A 20,911-nucleotide genomic window follows, 5' to 3' on the forward strand; every position below is an offset into this window, starting at 1 on the left:
CATCTTTTACAAACAAAGCCAAATGAGGCTCGTGCTGTAGGACATTATTTTTTATTTCTACTTTTTCAAGATCACGAACATAAGGTGGATTAGACACTATCACATCAAAAAAACCTGTTGCCGATTTCAAGATGTCATTTTGAATATCTAAAATACTATCTTCAATACATGTAATAGAAACGTTGTTCAATTTCGCATTTTCTCGAGTCACTTGTAACGCTTCTGGACTCACATCTACAGCATAAACATGTGCATTTGGTAAATGCTTTGCCAAACTAACAGCAATACAACCCGTTCCTGTGCCAATATCTAATAATTTTAATGGTTGATCCTTTTTTCCGGAAAGCGATTTTAAAATCCAATCTACCAATTCCTCGGTTTCTGGTCGGGGAATTAAAGTGTGTTTATTCACCTTAAAAGGCAATCCATAAAATTCGGTTTTACCGATAATATGCTGAATGGGTTCCTCTAATTTTAATCGACTTAAAGCCTCAAATAGCGGTTGTTCCTCTTCTTTCGTTATGGTATAATTTGGCTCTAGAACTAAAGTTATTCTATTTAATCCTAAATAAAAATCGATGAGAATATTAAAAAAACTGCCCACTTCATCGGTTCCATATATGGAATCGAGTTCTTGATGAAATATGTTTTGGATCTCTTTTAAAATCAAAATATAATTGTTTGTATATTTCCTTGGTTCATAATTGTTTCAGCATCCAAACGTTACAAGAATAATGACCTGTACTTCCCATGGAAGCGGACAAAGGCTGAAAACCAACCTTTTTATAGAGTTTTTGGGCGCCAACCATAAATGGTAAGGTTTCTAAATAACAGGATTCAAAACCAAATTCTTGTGCTTTTTTCTGACAAACAGCAATCATTTTAGAGCCCAAACCCAAACCGCGGGCTTCGGGTAAGAAATACATTTTTTGTAATTCGCAAACAGTTTCAGCTGCTCCTTCTAAAGGCGCAATGCCACAACCTCCAATAATTTTTCGGTTATTAACAACTACAAAATAAGCCATTTTAGGTTTGTTATAGGTTTCCGTCATCACATCTAATGCCGCATCTTCATAAGCTGTTCCTACTTTAGGTGCGTCTAACTCCTCAAAAACAGAGCGAATAACAGCTGCAATTTGCGCATTATCTGCCTGGGTAATTTCTCTAATAACAATATTATTTTGACTCACTTTAATGTCTTATTTTTACATCTTGAAATTCTGGGATGAAGATACATGAAAAATACATAAATCGTTGCATTGAAATTGCCAAAAATGGATTGGGAACTACGGCTCCAAACCCTATGGTAGGCTCGGTAATTGTATATAAAAATCAAATAATTGGCGAAGGTTATACAAGTCCTTTTGGCGGTCCACATGCCGAAGTAAATGCCATTCAATCGGTTACAGACAAAACACTTTTAAAAGAGGCCACGCTATATGTAACTTTAGAACCTTGTAGCCATTTCGGGAAGACACCGCCTTGTAGCGATTTAATTATAAAAAATCAGATTCCAAATGTTGTTATTGGAACAACAGACACCCATAGTAAAGTTGCTGGAAATGGCATTAAAAAGTTAATAGAAGCTGGATGTCATGTTACCGTAGGCATTTTGGAAGATTCCTGTAAAGAACATCACAAACGTTTTTTTACGTTTCACAATAAGAAACGGCCTTATATTATATTAAAATGGGCTGAAACTGCTGATGGTTTTATAGCACCAAAAACTCGTAACGAACAAAAACCCGTTTGGATTACCAATGAATTTTCACGTCAATTAATTCATAAATGGCGCACTGAAGAACAAGCCATTTTAATAGGAACCAAGACAGCTTTGGCAGATAACCCAAGCTTAACCGTTAGAGATTGGACAGGTAAAAATCCCATTCGGTTTGTAATGGATAAACAGCAGAAACTTTCCAATAATTTAACCGTTTTTAATAACGAAGCTGAAACCATTCGGATTACGGAAAGCGATGTCGATTTTAACAAACCACTTGCCTTACAAATTGGTGAGTTTTTACATAAAAAGAACATTCAATCCGTAATTATTGAAGGTGGTGCACGAACACTTCAAACCTTTATTGATGAAAACTTATGGGATGAAGCCCGTATATTTACAGGGAAAACGACATTTACAGAAGGCACAAAAGCGCCTAGTTTTTCTGGTGATTTACTAGAAGAAACGTTTATCCAAGATGATACGTTACGGATTTACAAAAATATGATATGATTAAAACACTTATTTTCGACTTTGGTGATGTATTCATCAACTTAGATAAAGTTGGCGCTATGCAAAACGCTCTAAATCTATTTCAATTAAAAGAATTTTCGCCTGAAATGATTGCTTGCAACAAAGCTTATGAGCAAGGCCAAATATCTTCCGAAGCATTTATTACTTTTTACAAAAATGAATTTCCTAATTTAAGTGAACCGGAGATTTTAGATGCTTGGAATTATATTTTAAAAGATTTCCCAACACATAGATTAGCGTTTTTAAAACAATTGGCATCCGATAAAAAATACCAACTCATATTATTAAGCAATACCAATGCGCTTCATATTAAATGGATTCAAGAGCGCGTTGCTTTTTATGACGACTTTAAATCGCAATTTGACCAATTTTATTTATCGCATGAAATCCAATTACGAAAACCCAATCATTCTATTTATCAATTTGTTTTAGATCAGAATAATTTAAATCCTAAAACGTGTTTGTTTATTGATGACACGGAAGAAAACATACATGCTGCTTCGCAATTAGGTATTCATACTTGGCACATTAACCCCGAAACAGATGATATTGTTAATTTATTCAACGTTAAAAAAGACCTCTTTTGATTTACTTACTTTTAAGCATATTAGCGTCCACCATTATTTTTGTGCTATTTAAGTTGTTTGATAAGCACCAAGTAAACACGTTACAAGCTATTGTTTTCAATTATATTACAGCGTTTTCTATTGGAGTAATTGCCTATGAAGATCCTATAAATGTCCACGCCATTATTTCTACCGAATGGTTTTATGGCGCCATATTTTTAGGCTTTTTATTCATTGCCATTTTTAATGTTATGGCTATTACATCCCAACGTGTCGGTTTATCGGTTGCCAGTGTTGCCACAAAAATGAGCGTGATTATTCCCGTAGTTTTTGGCATTTATGTATATAAAGAAAGCGCAGGTTTATTTAAAATTATTGGTATTGTTGCCGCTTTATTGGCTGTGTATTTATCATCCATGAAATCGGGAACGCGTATTAAAAATAAAGCCTATTACATCTATCCTATTATTATATTTTTTGGCTCTGGAATTATAGATACCTCCATTAAATATATTGAAACAACCTATTTACCCGATAATGGTATTCCTATCTTTTCGGCAACCATTTTTGGTTTTGCTGCTCTAATTGGTTTAGGCACGATACTCATTAAAAAACTTCAAGGTAAGTTTAAATTTAACCCTAAAAGTTTAATTGGCGGCTTGGCTTTAGGAATCGTTAACTACGCATCTATTTATTACATTCTGAAAGCTTTAGATCACGAAACTTTAGAAAGCTCCACCATTTTTACCGTTAACAATGTGGCTATTATTTTGCTTACCTCGCTTTTAGGTTTATTCTTATTTAAAGAAAAGCTTTCTACAAAAAATTGGATAGGTATTAGTTTAGCCGTAATTTCGATTTTGTTAGTAACCGCCTTGTAAATGACACTAAAAGACACGTATAAAACCATTTCAAAACCTTCTGAAGAAGTCTTATTTAAAGACAAAAACAGCAAGTTTTTTGGTTATGCTTTTCCTATAAAACATGAAGATGATGTTAAGGAACACCTAGATACTTTAAAGAAAAAACATCATACAGCGGGACATTGGTGTTATGCGTACCAAACTGGTATGGATGAGACCCAAATTTATTTTAGAGCCAACGATGATGGCGAACCTAATAATAGCGCAGGCATGCCTATTTATGGGCAAATCCAATCCTATAATGTTACAAATGTGCTCATTGTGGTTGTTCGTTATTTTGGAGGTGTAAAACTAGGCGTTGGAGGTTTAATACATGCTTACAAAACAACAGCTCAAATGGCTTTGGAAGCATCAAAAATTGTTAAGCGCACTATAAATAAGCAATTTCTTATCCGATTTGACTATAAGAATATGAACAAAGTAATGCGTGTTATAAAAGAGAACAATTTAAAAATTGTTGACCAAACATTAGAACTCGATTGTCAAATTATTATTTCCGTTCGCCTTAAGGAGAGCAAAAAAATATCAGAAAAATTTGAAGCTATTTACGAAGTATCTATTACGGAACGTGATTAAAACAATTCTAACTTCTTCAAAATATAATCTGGACACTTCATGGGGCGTTTACTATTCATATCAATAAACGCTAAAACGGTATTTGCAGTTACCAAAACATCACCTGCCGCATTTGTAATTTCATAGTCAAATTCTATCTTCACTGAAGGGTTTTTTTTTAGCTGTGTTTTTACTTTAATAACCTCATCATAAAGGGCTGACTTCTTATAATTTAAGCTCATAGAAATTACAGGGAGCATCACACCACTTTTTTCCATTTCATTATAAGAGAGACCCATTTTTCGGAGCCATTCCGTTCGACCCATTTCCAGATATAACGCATAATTCCCATGATGAACCACTCCCATTTGGTCGGTTTCACCATATCTCACTCTTATAGGTATTTCATCGAAAAAGAACATCTTATTTGAATATTTTTTTGTAGTTTAGGCAATGCAATAAGTATGCGAAAAAATATCTTAATATTCAATAGAGTTTCATTTTTTTTTTAAGATTTTTGTTCACATATTTGCCAAGCTAAAGATCAATAAGGGAATTTCATTTTCCCGATAAACTACTAACGAATAAATTTGTAATTTTATAATGAGTGTAACTGCGCAATCGGTATGGGGAAATTGTCTGGAATTTATTAAGGATAATATTCAACCGCAAGCATATAAAACATGGTTTGAGCCTATAGTCGCAGTAAAATTCACTGATAACGCACTTAGTATTCAAGTCCCAAGTAAATTCTTTTACGAATGGCTGGAAGAACATTACGTTAAAATTTTAAAAGTTGCTTTAACCAAGCAGCTTGGGGAAAATGCCAAATTAGTTTACATTATAAAAATGGAAAACACCTATGGCAACAAGCAACCTTTTACAGAGCGAATACCTAGTGCAAATCGTTCATCGGTTAAAGCGCAAGACGTAGACATTCCTTTAAACAATAAAAATCCAGAATTGCGAAACCCTTTTATAATTCCTGGCATTAGGAATGTAAAAATTGAATCGCAATTAAACCCTAATTATAGTTTTGAAAACTTTTTAGAAGGTGACTCTAACCGATTAGCACGAAGTGCAGGTTTAGCTGTAGCGGCAAAACCAGGTGGAACATCCTTTAACCCATTATTAATTTTTGGAGGTGTTGGTTTAGGAAAAACGCATTTAGCCCATGCTATTGGTGTGGATATTAAAGACAAATATCCTGAAAAAACGGTTTTATATATTTCAGCAGAAAAATTTACGCAACAATATATAGATGCGGTTAAGAAAAATAACCGAATTGATTTTATTCACTTTTATCAAATAATTGATATTTTAATTATTGATGATGTTCAGTTTTTATCAGGCAAATCAGGAACGCAAGATGTATTTTTCCACATATTTAATCACTTACATCAAAACGGAAAACAAGTTATTTTAACGAGTGATAAAGCACCTGTTGATATGCAAGATATTGAACAACGCTTATTATCACGTTTTAAATGGGGACTTTCTGCCGAATTGCAAAGCCCAGACTTTGAAACCCGTGTGTCTATATTGAAAAACAAACTTTATAGAGATGGTGTGGAAATGCCAGAAGAAATTATTGAGTATGTTGCCAAACATATCAAAACTAATATTCGTGAATTAGAAGGTGCTATTATTTCATTAATTGCACAGTCTTCTTTCAATAAAAAAGAAATTACTGCAGATTTAGCCAAACAAGTGGTTGAAAAGTTTGTAAAAAATACTAAACGTGAAGTTTCTATAGATTATATCCAAAAAATTGTATCTGATTACTTCCAAATGGATGTGGATACATTACAATCTAAAACTAGAAAGCGCCATATTGTTCAAGCACGTCAGTTAGCCATGTTTTTTGCTAAAAAATACACGAAAGCTTCATTGGCAAGTATTGGTTCACAAATTGGAAAACGTGATCATGCAACGGTATTACATGCATGTAAAACGGTTGATAATTTATCATCTACCGATAAGCAATTTAAAAAATATGTAGACGATTTAACTAAAAAATTGTCTGTTTAATCCTCTAAATTATATTTCCGATGTCTCGGGATCCAAATATTACTAAAATACTCATGGTTTGTTTAGGCAATATTTGCCGCTCACCTCTAGCTGAAGGCATTTTAAAATCGAAACTACCAGATACTGGTTTTTTAGTAGATTCGGCCGGAACAGGAAATTACCATGTTGGTGATACACCAGATCCGCGCTCCATTAAAATTGCTAAAAAATACGGATTAGATATTACAACACAACGCGGAAGACAGTTTAGTGTTGCCGATTTTGACAACTTCGATTATATTTATGTAATGGACAGTTTCAATTTTGAAAATGTTGTTAAACTAGCCAGAAATGCCAATGACATTGCCAAAGTACACTACATATTAAACGAAATATATCCCAATCAAAATCATAGTGTCCCAGATCCGTACACTGGCGGTATCCAAGGTTTTGATAACACCTTCAAAATGCTGGATGAAGCGTGTTTAATACTCTCTCAAAAACTTCTTAAATAATTGTATATCACTATTTAATATTTTAAAATAATGAGTCGGTTGGTTATTTTTTGTAATTTGTGCTAACACAGAAACCTAAAACAAATGAAAAAGAGCCTAACCCTTGTTGTATTTTTATTAATTACGATTACAACCTACGCACAACAAGTAGGAATCGATTTATATGCAGCTGGATTTAACAATCCTGTTGGCATAAAGCACGCCAATGATAATCGCTTATTCATTGTTGAAAAAGCAGGTGTTATTAAAATTATCAATGCACAACAAACCGTTAACTCCACACCGTTTTTGGATATAAATAGTTTAGTGAGTAATAGCGGTGGTGAACGTGGATTATTAGGATTAGCTTTTCACCCCGATTATGCAACCAACGGCTATTTTTACGTTAATTATATAAATAACGCTGGCGATACCGTTATTTCGCGATTTACCACTAACCCAGCAAATAGCGACATGGCCAATATTAATTCTGAAGTTATATTCATGACCATTAGCCAACCTTTTGGCAACCACAATGGCGGCGATTTAGCATTCGGTGAAGACGGTTTTTTATACATTGCTTCGGGTGATGGTGGTTCTGGTGGCGACCCCGGCAATCGCTCGCAAGATTTAACAACGCTGTTAGGAAAACTTTTACGCATTGATGTTAACAATGCAAGCAATGGGTTAAACTATGCTATTCCCGCAGACAATCCTTTTATTTCTGATTCCAACGCTTTAGACGAAATTTGGGCTTACGGACTACGCAACCCTTGGCGTTTTTCGTTTGATAGAACCAATAACGAGTTGTGGATTGCCGATGTTGGCCAAAGTGAAATTGAAGAAATTAACAAAGTAAGCACCACAGAGAGCGGAATTAATTACGGATGGCGTTGTTATGAAGGAAATGCCCCCTATAATACAAGTGGTTGTGCCGATGCCTCCACCATGGTTTTTCCAGTTTCACAATACACCCATTCAAGTAGTGGCGAATTTAAATGCTCCATTACAGGTGGCTATAGCTATCAAGGCAGCCAATTTCCAGCGTTTGTTGACACCTACTTCTTTGCTGATTATTGTAGTGACGAAATTGGCACACTCATTTTTGAAAACAACACCTGGAACATGGCATTTACAACACCTTTTAACAACAAAGGTTGGACCACGTTTGGCGAAGATATGGCTGGGGAATTATACATTGCAGCTGCCAGTACTGGTGAAATTTTTAAAATAATAGATACTAATTTAAGTGTTGCCGAAAACAATTTAAAAACCATTAAAGTTTATCCCAATCCAGCAACAGACACTGTATCTATTGATGCCTTTTCAGCTTCTAATACGCTTTCAGAAGTTGTAATTTATGATGTTCATGGCAAGCGCATAAAAACCATTTCAAATATTAATAAACAACACGTTAATATTTCTGTTTCATCTATTAGCAGTGGTTTATATTTTATTGAAATAAGCGACTCCAATCAAAACATATCCACAAAAAAACTGATTATAGACTAATGACCACCAAACTCGGAAAATTATTTCTAATACCTACAACCCTTGGCGACACCAACCCATTAGATGTGTTACCAATTACTGTTAAAAACACCATAGAAGCCCTTGATATTTTTATTGTTGAAAATGAAAAAACAGCAAGACGCTTTATAAAAAGTATAGCTCCAGAAAAAAGTCAGCCGTCTTTACAATTGTTTTTACTTAATAAGTTTACCGAATTCACAGAGCTTCCCGAGTTTTTAAATCCGTGTTTGAAAGGTAAAAACGTAGGATTACTATCCGAAGCAGGTTGTCCTGCTGTTGCAGATCCTGGTGCAGATGTGGTTAAAATTGCGCATCAAAAAAACATTGAAGTTGTTCCTTTAGTTGGCCCTTCCTCTATAATTATGGCAGTTATGGGTTCTGGAATGAATGGCCAGAGTTTTGCTTTTAATGGCTATTTACCTATTGACAAGCAAGAGCGCAAAGCTGAATTACAACGATTGGAACGTGTGTCATTTCAACAAAATCAATCGCAGTTGTTTATTGAAACACCTTACCGAAATAATGCCATGTTAGAAGATATTTGCAAGGTGCTCCATCCCGATACCGATGTTTGCATTGCCTGTGATATTACCTTACCAACTGAGTTCATTAAAACACAGTCTGTTCAAGCATGGAAAAAAAATAGTGCAGACCTACATAAAAGACCTGCACTATTTATAATTCACAAAAGTTGACATTTTTTAAGCTGTCAACTTTACTTTTGCTTTTCTATTTGGTTTTACTTTAGAAGTATCATATCCAGAAAACTTTTTTATATAATATTGGATAGACGTTCCGTATGCATCGGTAAAACCTTGTTCACCATAGCTTCTTAAATACTTTTTTACATTTCCGGGACCAGCTAAATGCGCAGCCGCTAAAATTCCTGATTCAGTAATTAGAACACCATTAATGGTTTGCCCATTAAAGCGTTTAATATCCTTTCTTAAAATCCACTTGTTACGTTCTGCATTGGCCACAAATGCCTTTTCTTGCATTTCCGGGTTTTTCAAGAAGTGAACTGGATTATGGATTCCAATCATTTTTAATGTTTCCTTGCCAAATTGGTACTTACCTAAATAACCAAAGGTATTTACTATAAAATAATCACCTCTAGATTCTTTAAAGCCTAAAGCTTCTTTAAACCCAACGAATGATTTTCCTAAAGTTGGTGAAAACGGTTTGTACGTTTTTTCTAACGGTAAGATGTGGTCAAATGACATTTCAGAAGTTTCAACAGTATTAAATGCTAAATCATTAACTGAATAATCATTTTCTGTTATGGTCTTGTTCGATGTAAACGAACCTACAATTAAGACACATATTATAAGTACTAGTACTAGATAATTTAAGATACTTTTTCTCATAATTTTTGAATTTTTTTAACTCATTTCCTTGAGGGAATGGGTTGTAAAATTTCAGCGTGCAAATATACAACTTTTTTTTAATATCTGACAATTAATCGATTAAGTGTTTCTAAAAGTAGATTCCGTGAAAGCGAATACCATTTTCTTCGTTGAACTCCATAGCTGGAAATGGTATTTTTATTGTGTTGAAAATATCAAAAACGGTCTTTAATATGTGAGAATTTGTTTTAATTCTAGTCAAGTCAACATCCAAACTTACATAAAATTGTCGAACCCTATTTTGGTTTTGGAACATGTCATTTACAGTTTCATTACTTCCGGTTAACATGCCTTCTGCACCATAACCAAATGCTACATTTATCCAAGTTGGAATTTTACTATGCTTAAAGAAGGAATGAATATTGAAACTTAACCAATAGGTCTGACCATTATAATCTTTTAAAAACTCTTCAGCCAAACCATTACCTAGTTTGTCCGGTCGTTGAGATGCGTATTGCGTTCTATGGAACGAGTATTTCATGGTTATGCGTTGTTCATCCCACAATAATTCTTGACCTATAAACAATCCGGTTCCTGCTGCATTAGCTGCCATATCGCCCCAAGAAAATCCCCATTCGTCTGAAAAGCCATCTAAAACTTCAACCGCTGTTAGAAATGTAAAACCTAAAGTACCACCATAAACAAGTTGATCTTTTTTACTAACACCACTCCAATTTAAAATATGAGCTCCTATTCTACCTAATTGATAAGCCGAATACACATGTCCCAATTTATCCATTTGTAACCATTCGCTATTATCATCAAGCGTATGAAAATTAGAACGCGGATAGTCCGCATACCATAACTGATTTAAAGCTAACAGAGAAACAGTTCCAAGCGCAGCTTCTGATATAATAACCGCATTTCGTCTTGGCTTATTTAAAGTATCGCTTGGTTTTAAAAAAGAATTGAGAGCTGATTGGGAAACACATGTCAAAGACATAAGTCCAAAAGCGATATGTAAAACTATGTGTTTCAAGCTTTATTGATAAATACCCTGTTTAGACAGATAACTATGATATTCACGTGCGTTTGCATTATGCTGACTTAAGGTTTTAGCAAATTTATGATAACCTAAGCGCTTGGCATCAGCAGCAAAATATAAATAACTATGTTTTTCGTAATTCAAAACGGCATCAATGGCAGAAATATCTGGCATGGTAACTAATCCAGGAGGTAATCCTGCATACATATATGTATTGTAAGGCGAATTGATTTCTTTATGTTTATTTAACACGCGCTTTATAATGGTGTTTTGATATTCTGGTAATTGGTATGCTGCATATTTTAAAGTTGGATCTGCCTGTAGTGGCATTTTAATTCGTAACCTATTAATATAAACACCTGCAACACGTGGCTGTTCTTCCGCTTGTTTGGATTCTTCATATACTATGGAGGCCAACGTCATCACATCATTTTGCGTTAAATTTAATGCTTTGGCTTTTGCTAATCTATTTTCGGTCCAAAACCGTTTGTATTCCGTTAGCATCCTATCCCGAAATTGTTCTGCGGATGTATTCCAAAAAAACTCATAACTATTAGGTAAATACATTCCTAGCGCCGTTGCATTGGAAAAATTATTAGCTTTTAAAAACTCTGGGTCGCGCATGGCAGTAACTAAAGACACGCTATCTGCTTCTATTTGCATACTAACGCGGCCGGCTAAATATTCCAAGGATTGCTGATTATTAAACGCCAAATTAAAGGGTAAGTTTTTACTGCGAATGGAATTTATAATATCATTATTGTTCATGCCTTTTTTAATTGCATAACGTCCAGCCTTAATATTCGTGGTGTATTTTTTCTGCTTGGCAAGTGCGTCAAAAGAACTTATATCCTTTAAAAGCGGCTGTAATTGTTCCCGTACTTCTGAATATGATGCATTGGTGGAAACATAAATATAAGCTTCATCATTATTAAAAGCCGTATTGGGTGAAAACATAGTGCTATACACAAAATACGCAAAGTAAGCCGCTACTAATAATCCGATAAGAGCAACAGCCCAAAGTATTTTTTTGATATACATTTAATTAAAAATTCGTTGTAAGAAATATTCGTTTTTATAGGAACCGTTTACATAATTCCAATCTTTTTTTAATCCTATTTTTATAAATCCGTTGCTTTCAAACAGATTTAAACTCATAATATTGTCTTCTGAAATATTACAAAACAGCTGATGTAAATCTAAATGCGTTTTTGCATACGACATTAATAGTTTTAAAGCTTCATTTCCATAACCTTGTTGCCGATCCGATTTACTATAAATAAGAATACCAATACCAGCACGTTTATTTTTGAAATCGCAATCAAATAAATCTATCAACCCAATGGATTCATGATTTTCATTCGCGATTACTAATCGTAACTGTTTTACTTCATAAATATCTTTATGAGCGTTTTCAAGATATTGTTTTATTAAATATCGTGAATAAGGTGTTTGTGTACTGCTTAACTCCCAAATGGATTCGTCATTCTCAATGGTATAAATGAGATCCAAATCTTCTGGTTCCAATGCGCGCAAATACATATGTTTCCCTTGTAATGTTAACATTCTATTTCACCTTTAAAAACTTGCGTTGCTGGACCAATAAGCCAAATATTCTGATATTTAGAATCGTTTTTATCAAAAGAAACTTGTAGTTCACCACCTTCCGTTTCTAACGAAATGAGGTTCTTTTCCGTTTCACCAATGGCGTGCATGGCCAATGCCACAGCTGTTACACCCGTACCACAGGATAAGGTTTCATCTTCTACACCACGTTCGTATGTTCGAACAGAAAAATTAGTCTCTGAATTTTTTACAACAAAATTTACATTCGTTCCTAATTCATTATAAGGCTCCCCATATCTAATGTTTGAACCTGTCTTTTTAATATCAATATTTTTTAAATCAGTGGTCAGCTGCACATGGTGTGGCGACCCTGTATTTAAAAACACATGGGTATCAAATATATTTATATGTGGGACATCTTGCATTTGAAGTTTTACCAAATCTGCTTCAATTATGGCATCATGTTTACCATCAACCGCCATAAATTGTGTGTCTTTTTTAATAATACCTAAAAATTTAGCAAAAGCTACAAGACAACGCCCACCATTTCCACACATAGAACTTTCGTTTCCATCAGAATTGTAATACACCATTTTAAAATCTAATGTATCGTGATTCTCCAACAAAATTAATCCGTCAGCTCCTATGCCAAAACGTCTGTCGCATAGCTTTTTAATGGCTTTGGTATTGTTTTTGTCAAATATAAGTTGACGGTTGTCAATCATGACAAAATCGTTACCTGTTCCTTGATATTTATAAAATGTATAAATCATAAGCAGGGCAAATATATGAATTAAAGGTGGTTTTTTTCTATGTTAATTAGGCGTTAAAGTCGACGTTAAAAAAAGTTAAACTTGAAAAAGCCATTCAATAATAAATTAATTTTAATCGTTATTCATTTAATTAAAACAATTATAGATTATGAAAAAGATTTTAACGCTTGTATTTGTTTCCGTATTAGGTGGTGCCTTAACTTTATCCGCTTATAAAGTATTTTTAGAACCAGAAGCTTCTATAACGACTACTGAACCGCAACAAGAGCAAACTACTTATCTGCCAACAAGTTTTAATAATACCAATTTATTAAATTCGGCAAGTGTTCCCAATTTTGTAAATGCTGCAGAAGAAACCGTACATGCCGTTGTGCACGTGAAAAACACAGCTGTTGTTTCGGCACCCACAACCATGCAAGATTACTTTTATGGTAGACGTTCACAAAAAGCACAAGTAGGAACTGGAAGTGGTGTTATTATTAATAAAAACGGATATATTATTACCAATAATCACGTTATTGCTGGTGCCAAAGAGCTATCTATTACTACCAACGACAATAAGATTTATCAAGCCACTTTAATAGGAACTGACCCAAAAACGGATATCGCGCTATTAAAAATTGAAGCGGATGAAGATTTACCATATATTACATTTGGCGACTCCGATATGGCTAAAATTGGCGAATGGGTACTAGCAGTGGGTAATCCATTTAATTTAACATCAACGGTTACGGCTGGGATTATTTCGGCAAAATCACGCGATTTATCCGGTCAAAATTACCAATCATTCATCCAAACCGATGCGGCCGTAAATCCAGGAAACTCGGGAGGTGCTTTGGTTAATAGTAATGGTGAGTTAATTGGTATAAACACTGCTATTAGTTCACAAACAGGCTCCTATATTGGCTATTCGTTTGCTGTTCCTAGCAATATTGCACGAAAAGTGATAGAAGATATAATGGAATTTGGTATTGTTCAAAATGGCATTTTGGGCGTTAGTGGTATTAGTTTAAATGGAAAATCGTCTGAAGAATTGGACGTTAATTTAACGGAAGGATTTTATGTAGGTGCTGTTGAAGCACAATCAGGCGCCGAGCAAGCTGGAATTAAAAAAGGCGACATTATTACTAAAATAGACAATGTAAGGATTTCAAAATTTGCCGATTTAACAGGTTATTTAAGCACCAAACGTCCTGATGATGTTGTGAATGTAATGGTTTTAAGAGACAATTCGGAAAAAGCGATTCCAGTAACCTTATCGAAATTTGAGATTTTAACTACTGAATTTTTAGATATTCAAGTAAAAAATATTTCAAAAGACATTAAAGAGCAATACCAAATAGATCATGGTGTGTTGGTAACCAAAAGCGATAATTACTGGCTATACCAAAAAATTGGATTGAATAAAGGCTATATTATTACGGATATAAATGATATTCAAATTAATAGTATTGACGATATTTCTATCTTAAAAAAGAAATATGGAAATGCTTTAGATAAGAATATCGAAAAAATAAGCATTATAAATACACGTGGCCAAAAGCAAAGTTTTATTTTCAGGTAACAGGCTGCAAACCAAAAAAATCCCTTTAACGTTTCTATATGTTTTAGGGATTTTTTTATATAAAATACACGATAAAAACGGTTGAAATGTACTATTTTTGCACGCAGATTCAAGAGCCTTAAAAACAGCTTGGATAGATAAAAATTAACAACACACTAAAATTATTACACAATGAGTTTTAACGAGACTTATGAAAGCGAATTAGCATTTCAAGCCGATAGACGAAGAGCTACGGTAGAATTTATTAAAATTATTAGCGATCTTTGGTATGACAAATCTATCGAGCTGGTCCTGTTTAGAAATCAATTAATTGACCGCAACGTCAGTGAAATTCTAAATTTACACGAATATGCAGGCGAATTTGTTCAAAAACCAATTTCAATTTTCGATTCTGTTGAAATAGCGCAAGCTATTAAAACATTAGATTTACCACCTGCCAAGTTGGACATTGGTAAACTAACCTATGAATACCATTTAGAAGAAAAGAAATTTAGTAATGCTTTAGCCTTTGTTGCTGATAGATTACAAGGCGCTAAAACCGAACATCCTATCCAACCAAAAGACGTTGTTCTTTATGGTTTTGGACGTATTGGTCGTTTAGTGGCACGTGAATTAATGACAAAAACAGGTAAAGGTAGTCAGTTGCGTTTACGAGCTATTGTTACTCGTGGAAAAATAGATAAAACGGTTTTAGAAAAAAGAGCTTCATTATTACGCAATGATTCTGTTCATGGTGATTTTTCGGGAACTGTTGTTGCCGATCTTGACAACAATGCGTTGATTATTAATGGCACTACGGTTAACATCATTTCAGCCAATGCGCCAGAAGATATAGATTACACAAAATATGGTATCAATAATGCATTAGTTATAGACAACACAGGTGCATTTAGAGATCATGAAGCCTTAAGTAGACATTTAAAATCTAAAGGAGCAGAGAAAGTATTACTTACAGCACCAGGTAAAGGTGTCCCTAATATTGTTCATGGTGTCAATCACGAAGAGCACAATCCAGATACAGTACATATCTTTTCTGCCGCATCGTGTACAACCAATGCCATTACACCAATTTTAAAGGCTATTGAAGATACATTCGGCGTAAGAAGTGGTCATTTAGAAACCATTCACGCCTATACAAACGATCAGAATTTAGTAGATAACTTCCATAATAAATACCGTCGTGGTCGCGCTGCAGCATTAAACATGGTTATTACAGAAACTGGTGCAGGAAGTGCTGTTTCAAAAGCATTACCAAGTTTAGAAGGTAAGTTAACCTCTAACGCTATTCGTGTACCTGTGCCTAATGGTTCTTTAGCCATTTTAAATTTGGATTTAGAAAAAGCTACTTCAATGGAAGCCATTAATGCCACTTTAAAGAAATATGCTTTAGAAGGTAATTTAGTGGAACAAATAAAGTACGAATTAAGTGATGAGTTAGTTTCTAGCGATATAGTTGGAAGTTCAGCACCCGCCATTTTTGATAGTAAGGCAACTATAGTCCGTCCTGATGGTAAAAAAACAGTACTATATATATGGTATGATAACGAATATGGCTACAGCCATCAAGTTATTAGATTAGCAAAATACATTGCCAAAGTAAGACGCTTTACATACTACTAATCTAAAAAGTATTTTGAAATTAAAATCTCGCTTTATTTAAGCGAGATTTTTTTTGAAAAAAAACGCAAGTTCAACATCTAAATTATAAAGCTATTCGTATATAATGCAGCCTCCATACGTGAGGCTTTTTGAGTATTGTGTTTTATACTAAACATATTTTCTTATTTTAGCAACTATATTTCTTTACAACTACAAAATGAACAGTCTTAAAAAATTTCTATTATTTTTATTTATAGCAAGTTACGCCTCAATAAATGCACAGGATGCAACAGAAACTGATGACCAATTATCTTTAGAAAGCGGTACCATAGATAGCCAATTTGAGTACGTCATTCAACGTTCTAACAATTATCAAGATTATAAAGTAGTTAAAAAGAACTGGTTATATACCTTGAAAGCACATACATTAGATTCCTTAAAATCTATCCATTCCGAATTAGCCACAGCCGAAGGAACTATTTCTAATCAGAATAGTGAAATAGCAAGTTTAAAAAGCAGTCTAAAAAACACCGAAGACACCTTAAATAAAACGACCAACGAAAAAAATAACATGGAGTTATTTGGTTTACAAATGACCAAGCCCAATTATAATATTCTCATGTGGTCCATTGTTGGTTTATTACTAGCACTATTACTCCTATTTATCTACAAGTTTAAAAATAGCAATGCCATAACTCGTGAAGCTCAAAAAAACCTTTCCGAAACAGAAGATGAATTTGATGAACACAGACGCACAGCATTAGAGCGTGAGCAAAAAGTAAGACGCCAACTTCAAGATGAACTCAATAAACAAAAAGGAATTAATTAAAAAATTCTTTTTTTCAATTCAATATAAAAAAATCTACAACTTGCGTTCGTAGATTTTTTTGCTTTTAAGATTTAGTTGATTTATCAATCTATAAAAATTCAGAATCCCAAAACATTTCAAGTATATTTGCAGCTCAAAACAGCCATCATGCGTATCGATATTATTACCGTTTTACCTGAATTGTTAAAGAGCCCGTTTGAAGCTTCTATTTTAAAACGTGCTATTGACGCGAACTTGGTAGAAGTGCATTTCCACAATTTACGTGATTATACAACCGATAATTATAAAACTATAGACGACTACCAATTTGGCGGCGGAGCCGGCATGGTTATGATGATTGAACCGATTGATAAATGCATTTCCCAATTACAGTCTGAACGCAATTATGACGAGGTTATTTATATGACACCCGATGGCGAAACCTTAAATCAAGGTATTGCTAACCAAATTTCATTAAAAGAAAACATTATAATTTTGTGTGGACATTATAAAGGAGTAGATCAACGCGTTCGCGATCATTTTATTACACGCGAAATCTCCATAGGCGATTATGTGCTTTCTGGAGGAGAATTAGGTGCGGCTGTATTATGTGATGCTATTATTCGTTTAATCCCTGGAGTTTTAGGAAATGAGACATCGGCGCTTACCGATTCGTTTCAGGATAATCTATTAGCACCACCAATTTACACACGACCTCGGGAATACAAAGGATGGAAAGTACCCGAATTATTGTTTACTGGTAACTTTCCAAAAATTGAAAAATGGCGGGAAGAGCAAGCATACGAGCGTACGAAAACGCGAAGACCCGACTTATTAGACGAAAAATAAAAGCTAATTTTTCATCGTTTAAAAAGTGAAATTATTAATTGCAAGTTATTTATAATTAGTTATCTTTGCAGCCAATTTCGAGTTAACCTCTGGCGATAATCGTGAATGTTGTTTCGGATTAATTAAGATAAAAATAAAAGATATGGAATCTTTAATCAAATTTGTACAACAAGAGTTTGTACCTAAAAAAGATTTTCCAGAGTTTAGTGCTGGAGACACAATTACAGTTTATTACGAAATTAGAGAAGGCGAAAAAGTACGTACACAGTTCTTTAGAGGTGTTGTTATTCAAAAGAGAGGAACAGGTTCTTCTGAAACATTTACAATCAGAAAAATGTCTGGAACTATTGGTGTAGAGCGTATTTTCCCAATCAATATGCCAGCTTTACAAAAAGTTGAAGTTAACAAACGTGGTAAAGTACGTCGTGCACGTATCTACTACTTTAGAGGCTTAACTGGTAAGAAAGCTAGAATCAAAGAAAGTATGAAACGTTAATACTTTGTTGATAACGTTGGAAAGCCCTGTTTTTACAGGGCTTTTTTTATTAACAAAAGTTAATAACTCCAGTTTATAAGTTGTTGATATCTAAAACCTTAAAAGTTTTTAAAAACAAGAATCTCGCCTTATATTAGTACAAGAATTAAAAGACAACCAAGTTGGTTTTGTATTAAAAAAACAAATTTATTTTTATTTCAATAAAGATACGTTCTTTAAATCTTATTGTTTTTTGAGGTTTTGCGGTAAACACGTTTACGTGTGTAACTAAAAAATCATGATACTTTTTAAAACGCTAAATGTATTTGCAGTTAGTAGTGATAAAAGTTGAAAGTTTTTAATTGTCTTTTAGAAACGAAAGTGAGAATTAGACTAGAAAACAATGTTTTGAGTGTTTGTAATTTATGTAAATGAATCTCAATACAGACAAAACATCAAGAAAAACAGTAAATCGAGACATTTTTGCAACAGGTCAATACATTTTGAAAGTTGCGTTTAGAAATGTTTCACTTTTGAAATAGTAATCCTTGAATTGAAACATGTAGATAATTTCTACATCCTGTAATTGTAAGATTGCATAGATCATGTTCAGCTATTTCAAAGAAAGCCATGTCAAACCAGACGTTCGTCTGATATGATATGGCTTTTGTTTTTTAATAAACCGTTATTTTAAGTAGTTTTGAGCTGAAAAAAGTAAACAACAATGAATCTGCCCTACATCTGCGATCAAACCTTTAAAAAACAAACTTACACCCACGAACCTCTTGCCAAGGGTGAATATGATAATTGTCAATTTATAGATTGTGATTTTTCAGATGCATTTCTATCCTATTTATCATTTACAGAATGTGAGTTTCTTAACTGTAATTTAAGTTCTACCAAAGTTAAGGATGCCACATTTAAAGATGTAATATTTACCGATTGCAAAATACTTGGTGTGCTTTTTAATACATGTAATCCTTTTTTAATGTCTTTTTCATTTAAAAACTGCCTATTAAATCTATCTGCATTTAATAATCTGAAATTAAAAAATACCCAATTCCATACCTGCTCATTAAAACAAACAGATTTTTCTGATACAGATCTCTCCTACGCCAGTTTTTTAGACTGCAATTTGGACCAGGCTATTTTCTATAAATCAAACCTAACACATGCCGATTTTTCAACATCTCAAAACATTACAATGAGTCCTGAATTCAATACCTTAAAATCAGCTAAATTTTCGAAAGAAAATGTACTAGGCCTATTAAAATCTTACCAACTTATTATAGAATAATATACTGTGTAATTATACTTTATGGCATGCACAATTGCGTTTTTTATGATTTTTTTAAGACTACTAAATTAAACTTAAAGATAGTTTTGTTGTCTAACAACCGCAACCAACCCATTTCAAATGCGAAATATCATACTTTCAATTTTAGGAGTCTTACTTATATTAGGCTCTTTTTTTATTGCCAAACATTTAATAGACAGCAAAACAAAACCCAAACCGGTTATAGAAAAAGTTATAAAAACGGTCTACACAGACACCGTTAAAAACTCCACTATTCCTATTTTAATTCCCGCTAATGGCAGTTTAGTGGCCAAGCAGCGTGTGGAATTATATGCTGAAGTTCAAGGAATTTTTAAACCTGGAACCAAACTATTTAAACCAGGGCAATACTATAAAAAAGGCGAAACACTCATTAAGATTGATGCATCTGAATACTATGCTAGTGTACAATCGGCAAAAAGTAACCTTTACAATACAATTGCAGCTATTATGCCTGATTTACGATTAGATTTCCCTAACATGTTTCAGAAATGGCAAACGTATTTAAATAGTTTCGATTTAAATAAAACCACCCCAAAACTTCCTGAAATGACATCAGACAAGGAAAATTACTTCATTACAGGTCGTGGTATTGTTTCCAATTATTACAATGTTAAAAATTTAGAACAACGCCTAGCAAAGTATAATATTTCAGCGCCTTTTAATGGTATTCTTACGGAAGCTTTAATTACCGAAGGCGCCCTAATTAGAAGCGGACAAAAACTAGGTGAATATATTGATCCTACCGTTTATGAAATGGAAATAGCTTTGAGTAAATCCTACGCCAGCCTTTTAAAGGTAAACGAAGACGTTGAATTACAAAACATAGAACATACCGAGCATTATAAAGGAAAAATTTCCAGAGTTAATGGAAGTATTGATGCAGCAACACAAACCATTACGGCGTATATTGAAGTGGAAAATGAACAACTTAAAGAAGGGATGTATCTAGAAGCAAGCTTGAATGCTAAAAAAGAGGAAAATGCCATAGAAATAAATAGAAACTTAATGTTAGATGGAAATCAGATTTTTATAGTTAAGGATAACACCCTAGATATACTAAATGTTACACCTGTTTTCTTTTCGGAAACAACCGTTGTTTTAAAAAATGTTCCAAATGGTACCGTTATTTTAAACAAACCAGTTCCAGGTGCCTACGCCGGAATGCTTGTAAAGCCATTTACTGAAAATAAAACTTCAAGGGATAGCCAATAA

General features: G+C 33.7%; 23 protein-coding genes. 15 read left to right on the forward strand and 8 right to left on the reverse strand.

The genetic code is table 11. The annotated features are described in order from the left end of the window. A partial coding sequence (prmC, locus tag ACN0QX_RS07115; protein ID WP_417196021.1) for a peptide chain release factor N(5)-glutamine methyltransferase occupies nucleotides 1-670 on the reverse strand: 670 nt, incomplete at its 3' end. Between the two features lie 28 nt (nucleotides 671-698). Continuing rightward, nucleotides 699-1,190, reverse strand: a complete 492-nt coding sequence (locus tag ACN0QX_RS07120) for a GNAT family N-acetyltransferase (protein ID WP_417196022.1) — start codon at nucleotides 1,188-1,190, stop codon at nucleotides 699-701. A gap of 35 nt (nucleotides 1,191-1,225) precedes the next feature. Here ACN0QX_RS07120 and ribD point away from each other — a divergent pair, with 35 nt between their 5' ends. The 4 genes from ribD to ACN0QX_RS07140 are packed head-to-tail and all read left to right on the forward strand — an operon-like array spanning nucleotide 1,226 to nucleotide 4,319. Continuing rightward, entirely contained in the window at nucleotides 1,226-2,233 is a 1,008-nt protein-coding gene (gene ribD / locus ACN0QX_RS07125) for a bifunctional diaminohydroxyphosphoribosylaminopyrimidine deaminase/5-amino-6-(5-phosphoribosylamino)uracil reductase RibD (RefSeq protein WP_417196023.1), read from the forward strand. After that, nucleotides 2,230-2,841, forward strand: a complete 612-nt coding sequence (locus ACN0QX_RS07130; RefSeq protein WP_417196024.1) for an HAD family hydrolase — start codon at nucleotides 2,230-2,232, stop codon at nucleotides 2,839-2,841. The genes ribD and ACN0QX_RS07130 overlap by 4 nt, the downstream gene beginning before the upstream one ends. Beyond that, nucleotides 2,838-3,701 carry an EamA family transporter gene (locus tag ACN0QX_RS07135; RefSeq protein ID WP_248398719.1) on the forward strand — a complete coding sequence of 288 codons (864 nt, stop codon included), beginning with the start codon at nucleotides 2,838-2,840 and terminating at the stop codon, nucleotides 3,699-3,701. Before ACN0QX_RS07130 ends, ACN0QX_RS07135 begins: the two co-directional genes overlap by 4 nt. Continuing rightward, nucleotides 3,702-4,319 carry an IMPACT family protein gene (locus tag ACN0QX_RS07140; RefSeq protein WP_376861177.1) on the forward strand — a complete coding sequence of 206 codons (618 nt, stop codon included), beginning with the start codon at nucleotides 3,702-3,704 and terminating at the stop codon, nucleotides 4,317-4,319. Here ACN0QX_RS07140 and ACN0QX_RS07145 read toward each other — a convergent pair. Further along, on the reverse strand, nucleotides 4,316-4,720 hold the full coding sequence (locus ACN0QX_RS07145) for an acyl-CoA thioesterase (RefSeq protein ID WP_417196025.1): 405 nt from the start codon (nucleotides 4,718-4,720) through the stop codon (nucleotides 4,316-4,318). The two genes, ACN0QX_RS07140 and ACN0QX_RS07145, sit on opposite strands and share 4 nt — an antisense overlap. Before the next feature lie 181 nt (nucleotides 4,721-4,901). Between ACN0QX_RS07145 and dnaA the strand changes: the two genes are divergently transcribed. The 4 genes from dnaA to ACN0QX_RS07165 all read left to right on the forward strand — a co-directional run bounded on the left by dnaA (nucleotide 4,902) and on the right by ACN0QX_RS07165 (nucleotide 9,030). After that, entirely contained in the window at nucleotides 4,902-6,329 is a 1,428-nt protein-coding gene (gene dnaA, locus ACN0QX_RS07150) for a chromosomal replication initiator protein DnaA (protein WP_248398712.1), read from the forward strand. Between the two features lie 53 nt (nucleotides 6,330-6,382). Further along, complete coding sequence (locus ACN0QX_RS07155) at nucleotides 6,383-6,823, forward strand: low molecular weight protein-tyrosine-phosphatase (protein ID WP_417196042.1); 441 nt, start codon at nucleotides 6,383-6,385, stop codon at nucleotides 6,821-6,823. An 84-nt stretch (nucleotides 6,824-6,907) separates the two neighbouring features. Next, nucleotides 6,908-8,314: a PQQ-dependent sugar dehydrogenase gene (locus ACN0QX_RS07160; protein WP_417196026.1), complete on the forward strand. Its 1,407-nt coding sequence runs from the start codon at nucleotides 6,908-6,910 to the stop codon at nucleotides 8,312-8,314. Further along, nucleotides 8,314-9,030, forward strand: a complete 717-nt coding sequence (locus ACN0QX_RS07165; protein WP_417196027.1) for an SAM-dependent methyltransferase — start codon at nucleotides 8,314-8,316, stop codon at nucleotides 9,028-9,030. The genes ACN0QX_RS07160 and ACN0QX_RS07165 overlap by 1 nt, the downstream gene beginning before the upstream one ends. Nucleotides 9,031-9,036: 6 nt before the next feature. Here the strand turns inward: ACN0QX_RS07165 and ACN0QX_RS07170 are convergent, their stop codons facing one another. The 5 genes from ACN0QX_RS07170 to dapF form a co-directional block, all read right to left on the reverse strand. Next, nucleotides 9,037-9,702: a peptidoglycan-binding protein LysM gene (locus ACN0QX_RS07170; RefSeq protein WP_248398706.1), complete on the reverse strand. Its 666-nt coding sequence runs from the start codon at nucleotides 9,700-9,702 to the stop codon at nucleotides 9,037-9,039. A gap of 109 nt (nucleotides 9,703-9,811) precedes the next feature. Then, entirely contained in the window at nucleotides 9,812-10,720 is a 909-nt protein-coding gene (locus tag ACN0QX_RS07175; protein ID WP_417196028.1) for a DUF2279 domain-containing protein, read from the reverse strand. A gap of 3 nt (nucleotides 10,721-10,723) precedes the next feature. Further along, nucleotides 10,724-11,767, reverse strand: a complete 1,044-nt coding sequence (gene mltG, locus ACN0QX_RS07180) for an endolytic transglycosylase MltG (protein ID WP_417196029.1) — start codon at nucleotides 11,765-11,767, stop codon at nucleotides 10,724-10,726. Next, nucleotides 11,768-12,292 carry a GNAT family N-acetyltransferase gene (locus ACN0QX_RS07185; protein WP_417196030.1) on the reverse strand — a complete coding sequence of 175 codons (525 nt, stop codon included), beginning with the start codon at nucleotides 12,290-12,292 and terminating at the stop codon, nucleotides 11,768-11,770. Then, nucleotides 12,286-13,065, reverse strand: coding sequence for a diaminopimelate epimerase (gene dapF, locus ACN0QX_RS07190; RefSeq protein ID WP_417196031.1), 780 nt, complete (start codon nucleotides 13,063-13,065; stop codon nucleotides 12,286-12,288). Before dapF ends, ACN0QX_RS07185 begins: the two co-directional genes overlap by 7 nt. Nucleotides 13,066-13,213: 148 nt before the next feature. Between dapF and ACN0QX_RS07195 the strand changes: the two genes are divergently transcribed. The 7 genes from ACN0QX_RS07195 to ACN0QX_RS07225 all read left to right on the forward strand — a co-directional run bounded on the left by ACN0QX_RS07195 (nucleotide 13,214) and on the right by ACN0QX_RS07225 (nucleotide 20,911). Continuing rightward, entirely contained in the window at nucleotides 13,214-14,629 is a 1,416-nt protein-coding gene (locus ACN0QX_RS07195) for a trypsin-like peptidase domain-containing protein (RefSeq protein ID WP_417196032.1), read from the forward strand. A gap of 171 nt (nucleotides 14,630-14,800) precedes the next feature. Further along, entirely contained in the window at nucleotides 14,801-16,249 is a 1,449-nt protein-coding gene (locus tag ACN0QX_RS07200) for a glyceraldehyde-3-phosphate dehydrogenase (RefSeq protein ID WP_417196033.1), read from the forward strand. Between the two features lie 196 nt (nucleotides 16,250-16,445). Next, nucleotides 16,446-17,057, forward strand: a complete 612-nt coding sequence (locus ACN0QX_RS07205; RefSeq protein ID WP_248398691.1) for a tRNA (guanine-N1)-methyltransferase — start codon at nucleotides 16,446-16,448, stop codon at nucleotides 17,055-17,057. 147 nt (nucleotides 17,058-17,204) lie between these two features. After that, nucleotides 17,205-17,885, forward strand: a complete 681-nt coding sequence (trmD, locus tag ACN0QX_RS07210; protein WP_248400602.1) for a tRNA (guanosine(37)-N1)-methyltransferase TrmD — start codon at nucleotides 17,205-17,207, stop codon at nucleotides 17,883-17,885. A 142-nt stretch (nucleotides 17,886-18,027) separates the two neighbouring features. Beyond that, complete coding sequence (rplS, locus tag ACN0QX_RS07215) at nucleotides 18,028-18,381, forward strand: 50S ribosomal protein L19 (protein ID WP_248398688.1); 354 nt, start codon at nucleotides 18,028-18,030, stop codon at nucleotides 18,379-18,381. A gap of 703 nt (nucleotides 18,382-19,084) precedes the next feature. Next, entirely contained in the window at nucleotides 19,085-19,657 is a 573-nt protein-coding gene (locus ACN0QX_RS07220) for a pentapeptide repeat-containing protein (protein WP_417196034.1), read from the forward strand. A gap of 120 nt (nucleotides 19,658-19,777) precedes the next feature. Further along, a complete protein-coding gene (locus ACN0QX_RS07225) occupies nucleotides 19,778-20,911 on the forward strand; it encodes an efflux RND transporter periplasmic adaptor subunit (protein WP_417196035.1) in 1,134 nt (377 codons plus the stop codon).

The organism is Bizionia sp. (genome assembly GCF_048259285.1).
Taxonomy (GTDB): Bacteria; Bacteroidota; Bacteroidia; order Flavobacteriales; family Flavobacteriaceae; genus Algorimicrobium; species Algorimicrobium hallyeonense.

Bases quoted from the DNA above. Each gene is read 5' to 3' on its own strand.
- ACN0QX_RS07155 (WP_417196042.1), top strand. From the start codon at position 6,383: ATGGTTTGTTTAGGCAATATTTGCCGCTCACCTCTAGCTGAAGGCATT.
- dapF (WP_417196031.1), bottom strand. From the start codon at position 13,065: ATGATTTATACATTTTATAAATATCAAGGAACAGGTAACGATTTTGTC.
- dnaA (WP_248398712.1), top strand. From the start codon at position 4,902: ATGAGTGTAACTGCGCAATCGGTATGGGGAAATTGTCTGGAATTTATT.
- trmD (WP_248400602.1), top strand. From the start codon at position 17,205: ATGCGTATCGATATTATTACCGTTTTACCTGAATTGTTAAAGAGCCCG.
- ACN0QX_RS07145 (WP_417196025.1), bottom strand. From the start codon at position 4,720: ATGTTCTTTTTCGATGAAATACCTATAAGAGTGAGATATGGTGAAACC.
- ACN0QX_RS07165 (WP_417196027.1), top strand. From the start codon at position 8,314: ATGACCACCAAACTCGGAAAATTATTTCTAATACCTACAACCCTTGGC.
- ribD (WP_417196023.1), top strand. From the start codon at position 1,226: ATGAAGATACATGAAAAATACATAAATCGTTGCATTGAAATTGCCAAA.
- rplS (WP_248398688.1), top strand. From the start codon at position 18,028: ATGGAATCTTTAATCAAATTTGTACAACAAGAGTTTGTACCTAAAAAA.
- ACN0QX_RS07160 (WP_417196026.1), top strand. From the start codon at position 6,908: ATGAAAAAGAGCCTAACCCTTGTTGTATTTTTATTAATTACGATTACA.
- ACN0QX_RS07200 (WP_417196033.1), top strand. From the start codon at position 14,801: ATGAGTTTTAACGAGACTTATGAAAGCGAATTAGCATTTCAAGCCGAT.
- ACN0QX_RS07205 (WP_248398691.1), top strand. From the start codon at position 16,446: ATGAACAGTCTTAAAAAATTTCTATTATTTTTATTTATAGCAAGTTAC.
- ACN0QX_RS07185 (WP_417196030.1), bottom strand. From the start codon at position 12,292: ATGTTAACATTACAAGGGAAACATATGTATTTGCGCGCATTGGAACCA.
- ACN0QX_RS07195 (WP_417196032.1), top strand. From the start codon at position 13,214: ATGAAAAAGATTTTAACGCTTGTATTTGTTTCCGTATTAGGTGGTGCC.
- ACN0QX_RS07225 (WP_417196035.1), top strand. From the start codon at position 19,778: ATGCGAAATATCATACTTTCAATTTTAGGAGTCTTACTTATATTAGGC.
- ACN0QX_RS07170 (WP_248398706.1), bottom strand. From the start codon at position 9,702: ATGAGAAAAAGTATCTTAAATTATCTAGTACTAGTACTTATAATATGT.
- mltG (WP_417196029.1), bottom strand. From the start codon at position 11,767: ATGTATATCAAAAAAATACTTTGGGCTGTTGCTCTTATCGGATTATTA.
- ACN0QX_RS07220 (WP_417196034.1), top strand. From the start codon at position 19,085: ATGAATCTGCCCTACATCTGCGATCAAACCTTTAAAAAACAAACTTAC.
- ACN0QX_RS07130 (WP_417196024.1), top strand. From the start codon at position 2,230: ATGATTAAAACACTTATTTTCGACTTTGGTGATGTATTCATCAACTTA.
- ACN0QX_RS07140 (WP_376861177.1), top strand. From the start codon at position 3,702: ATGACACTAAAAGACACGTATAAAACCATTTCAAAACCTTCTGAAGAA.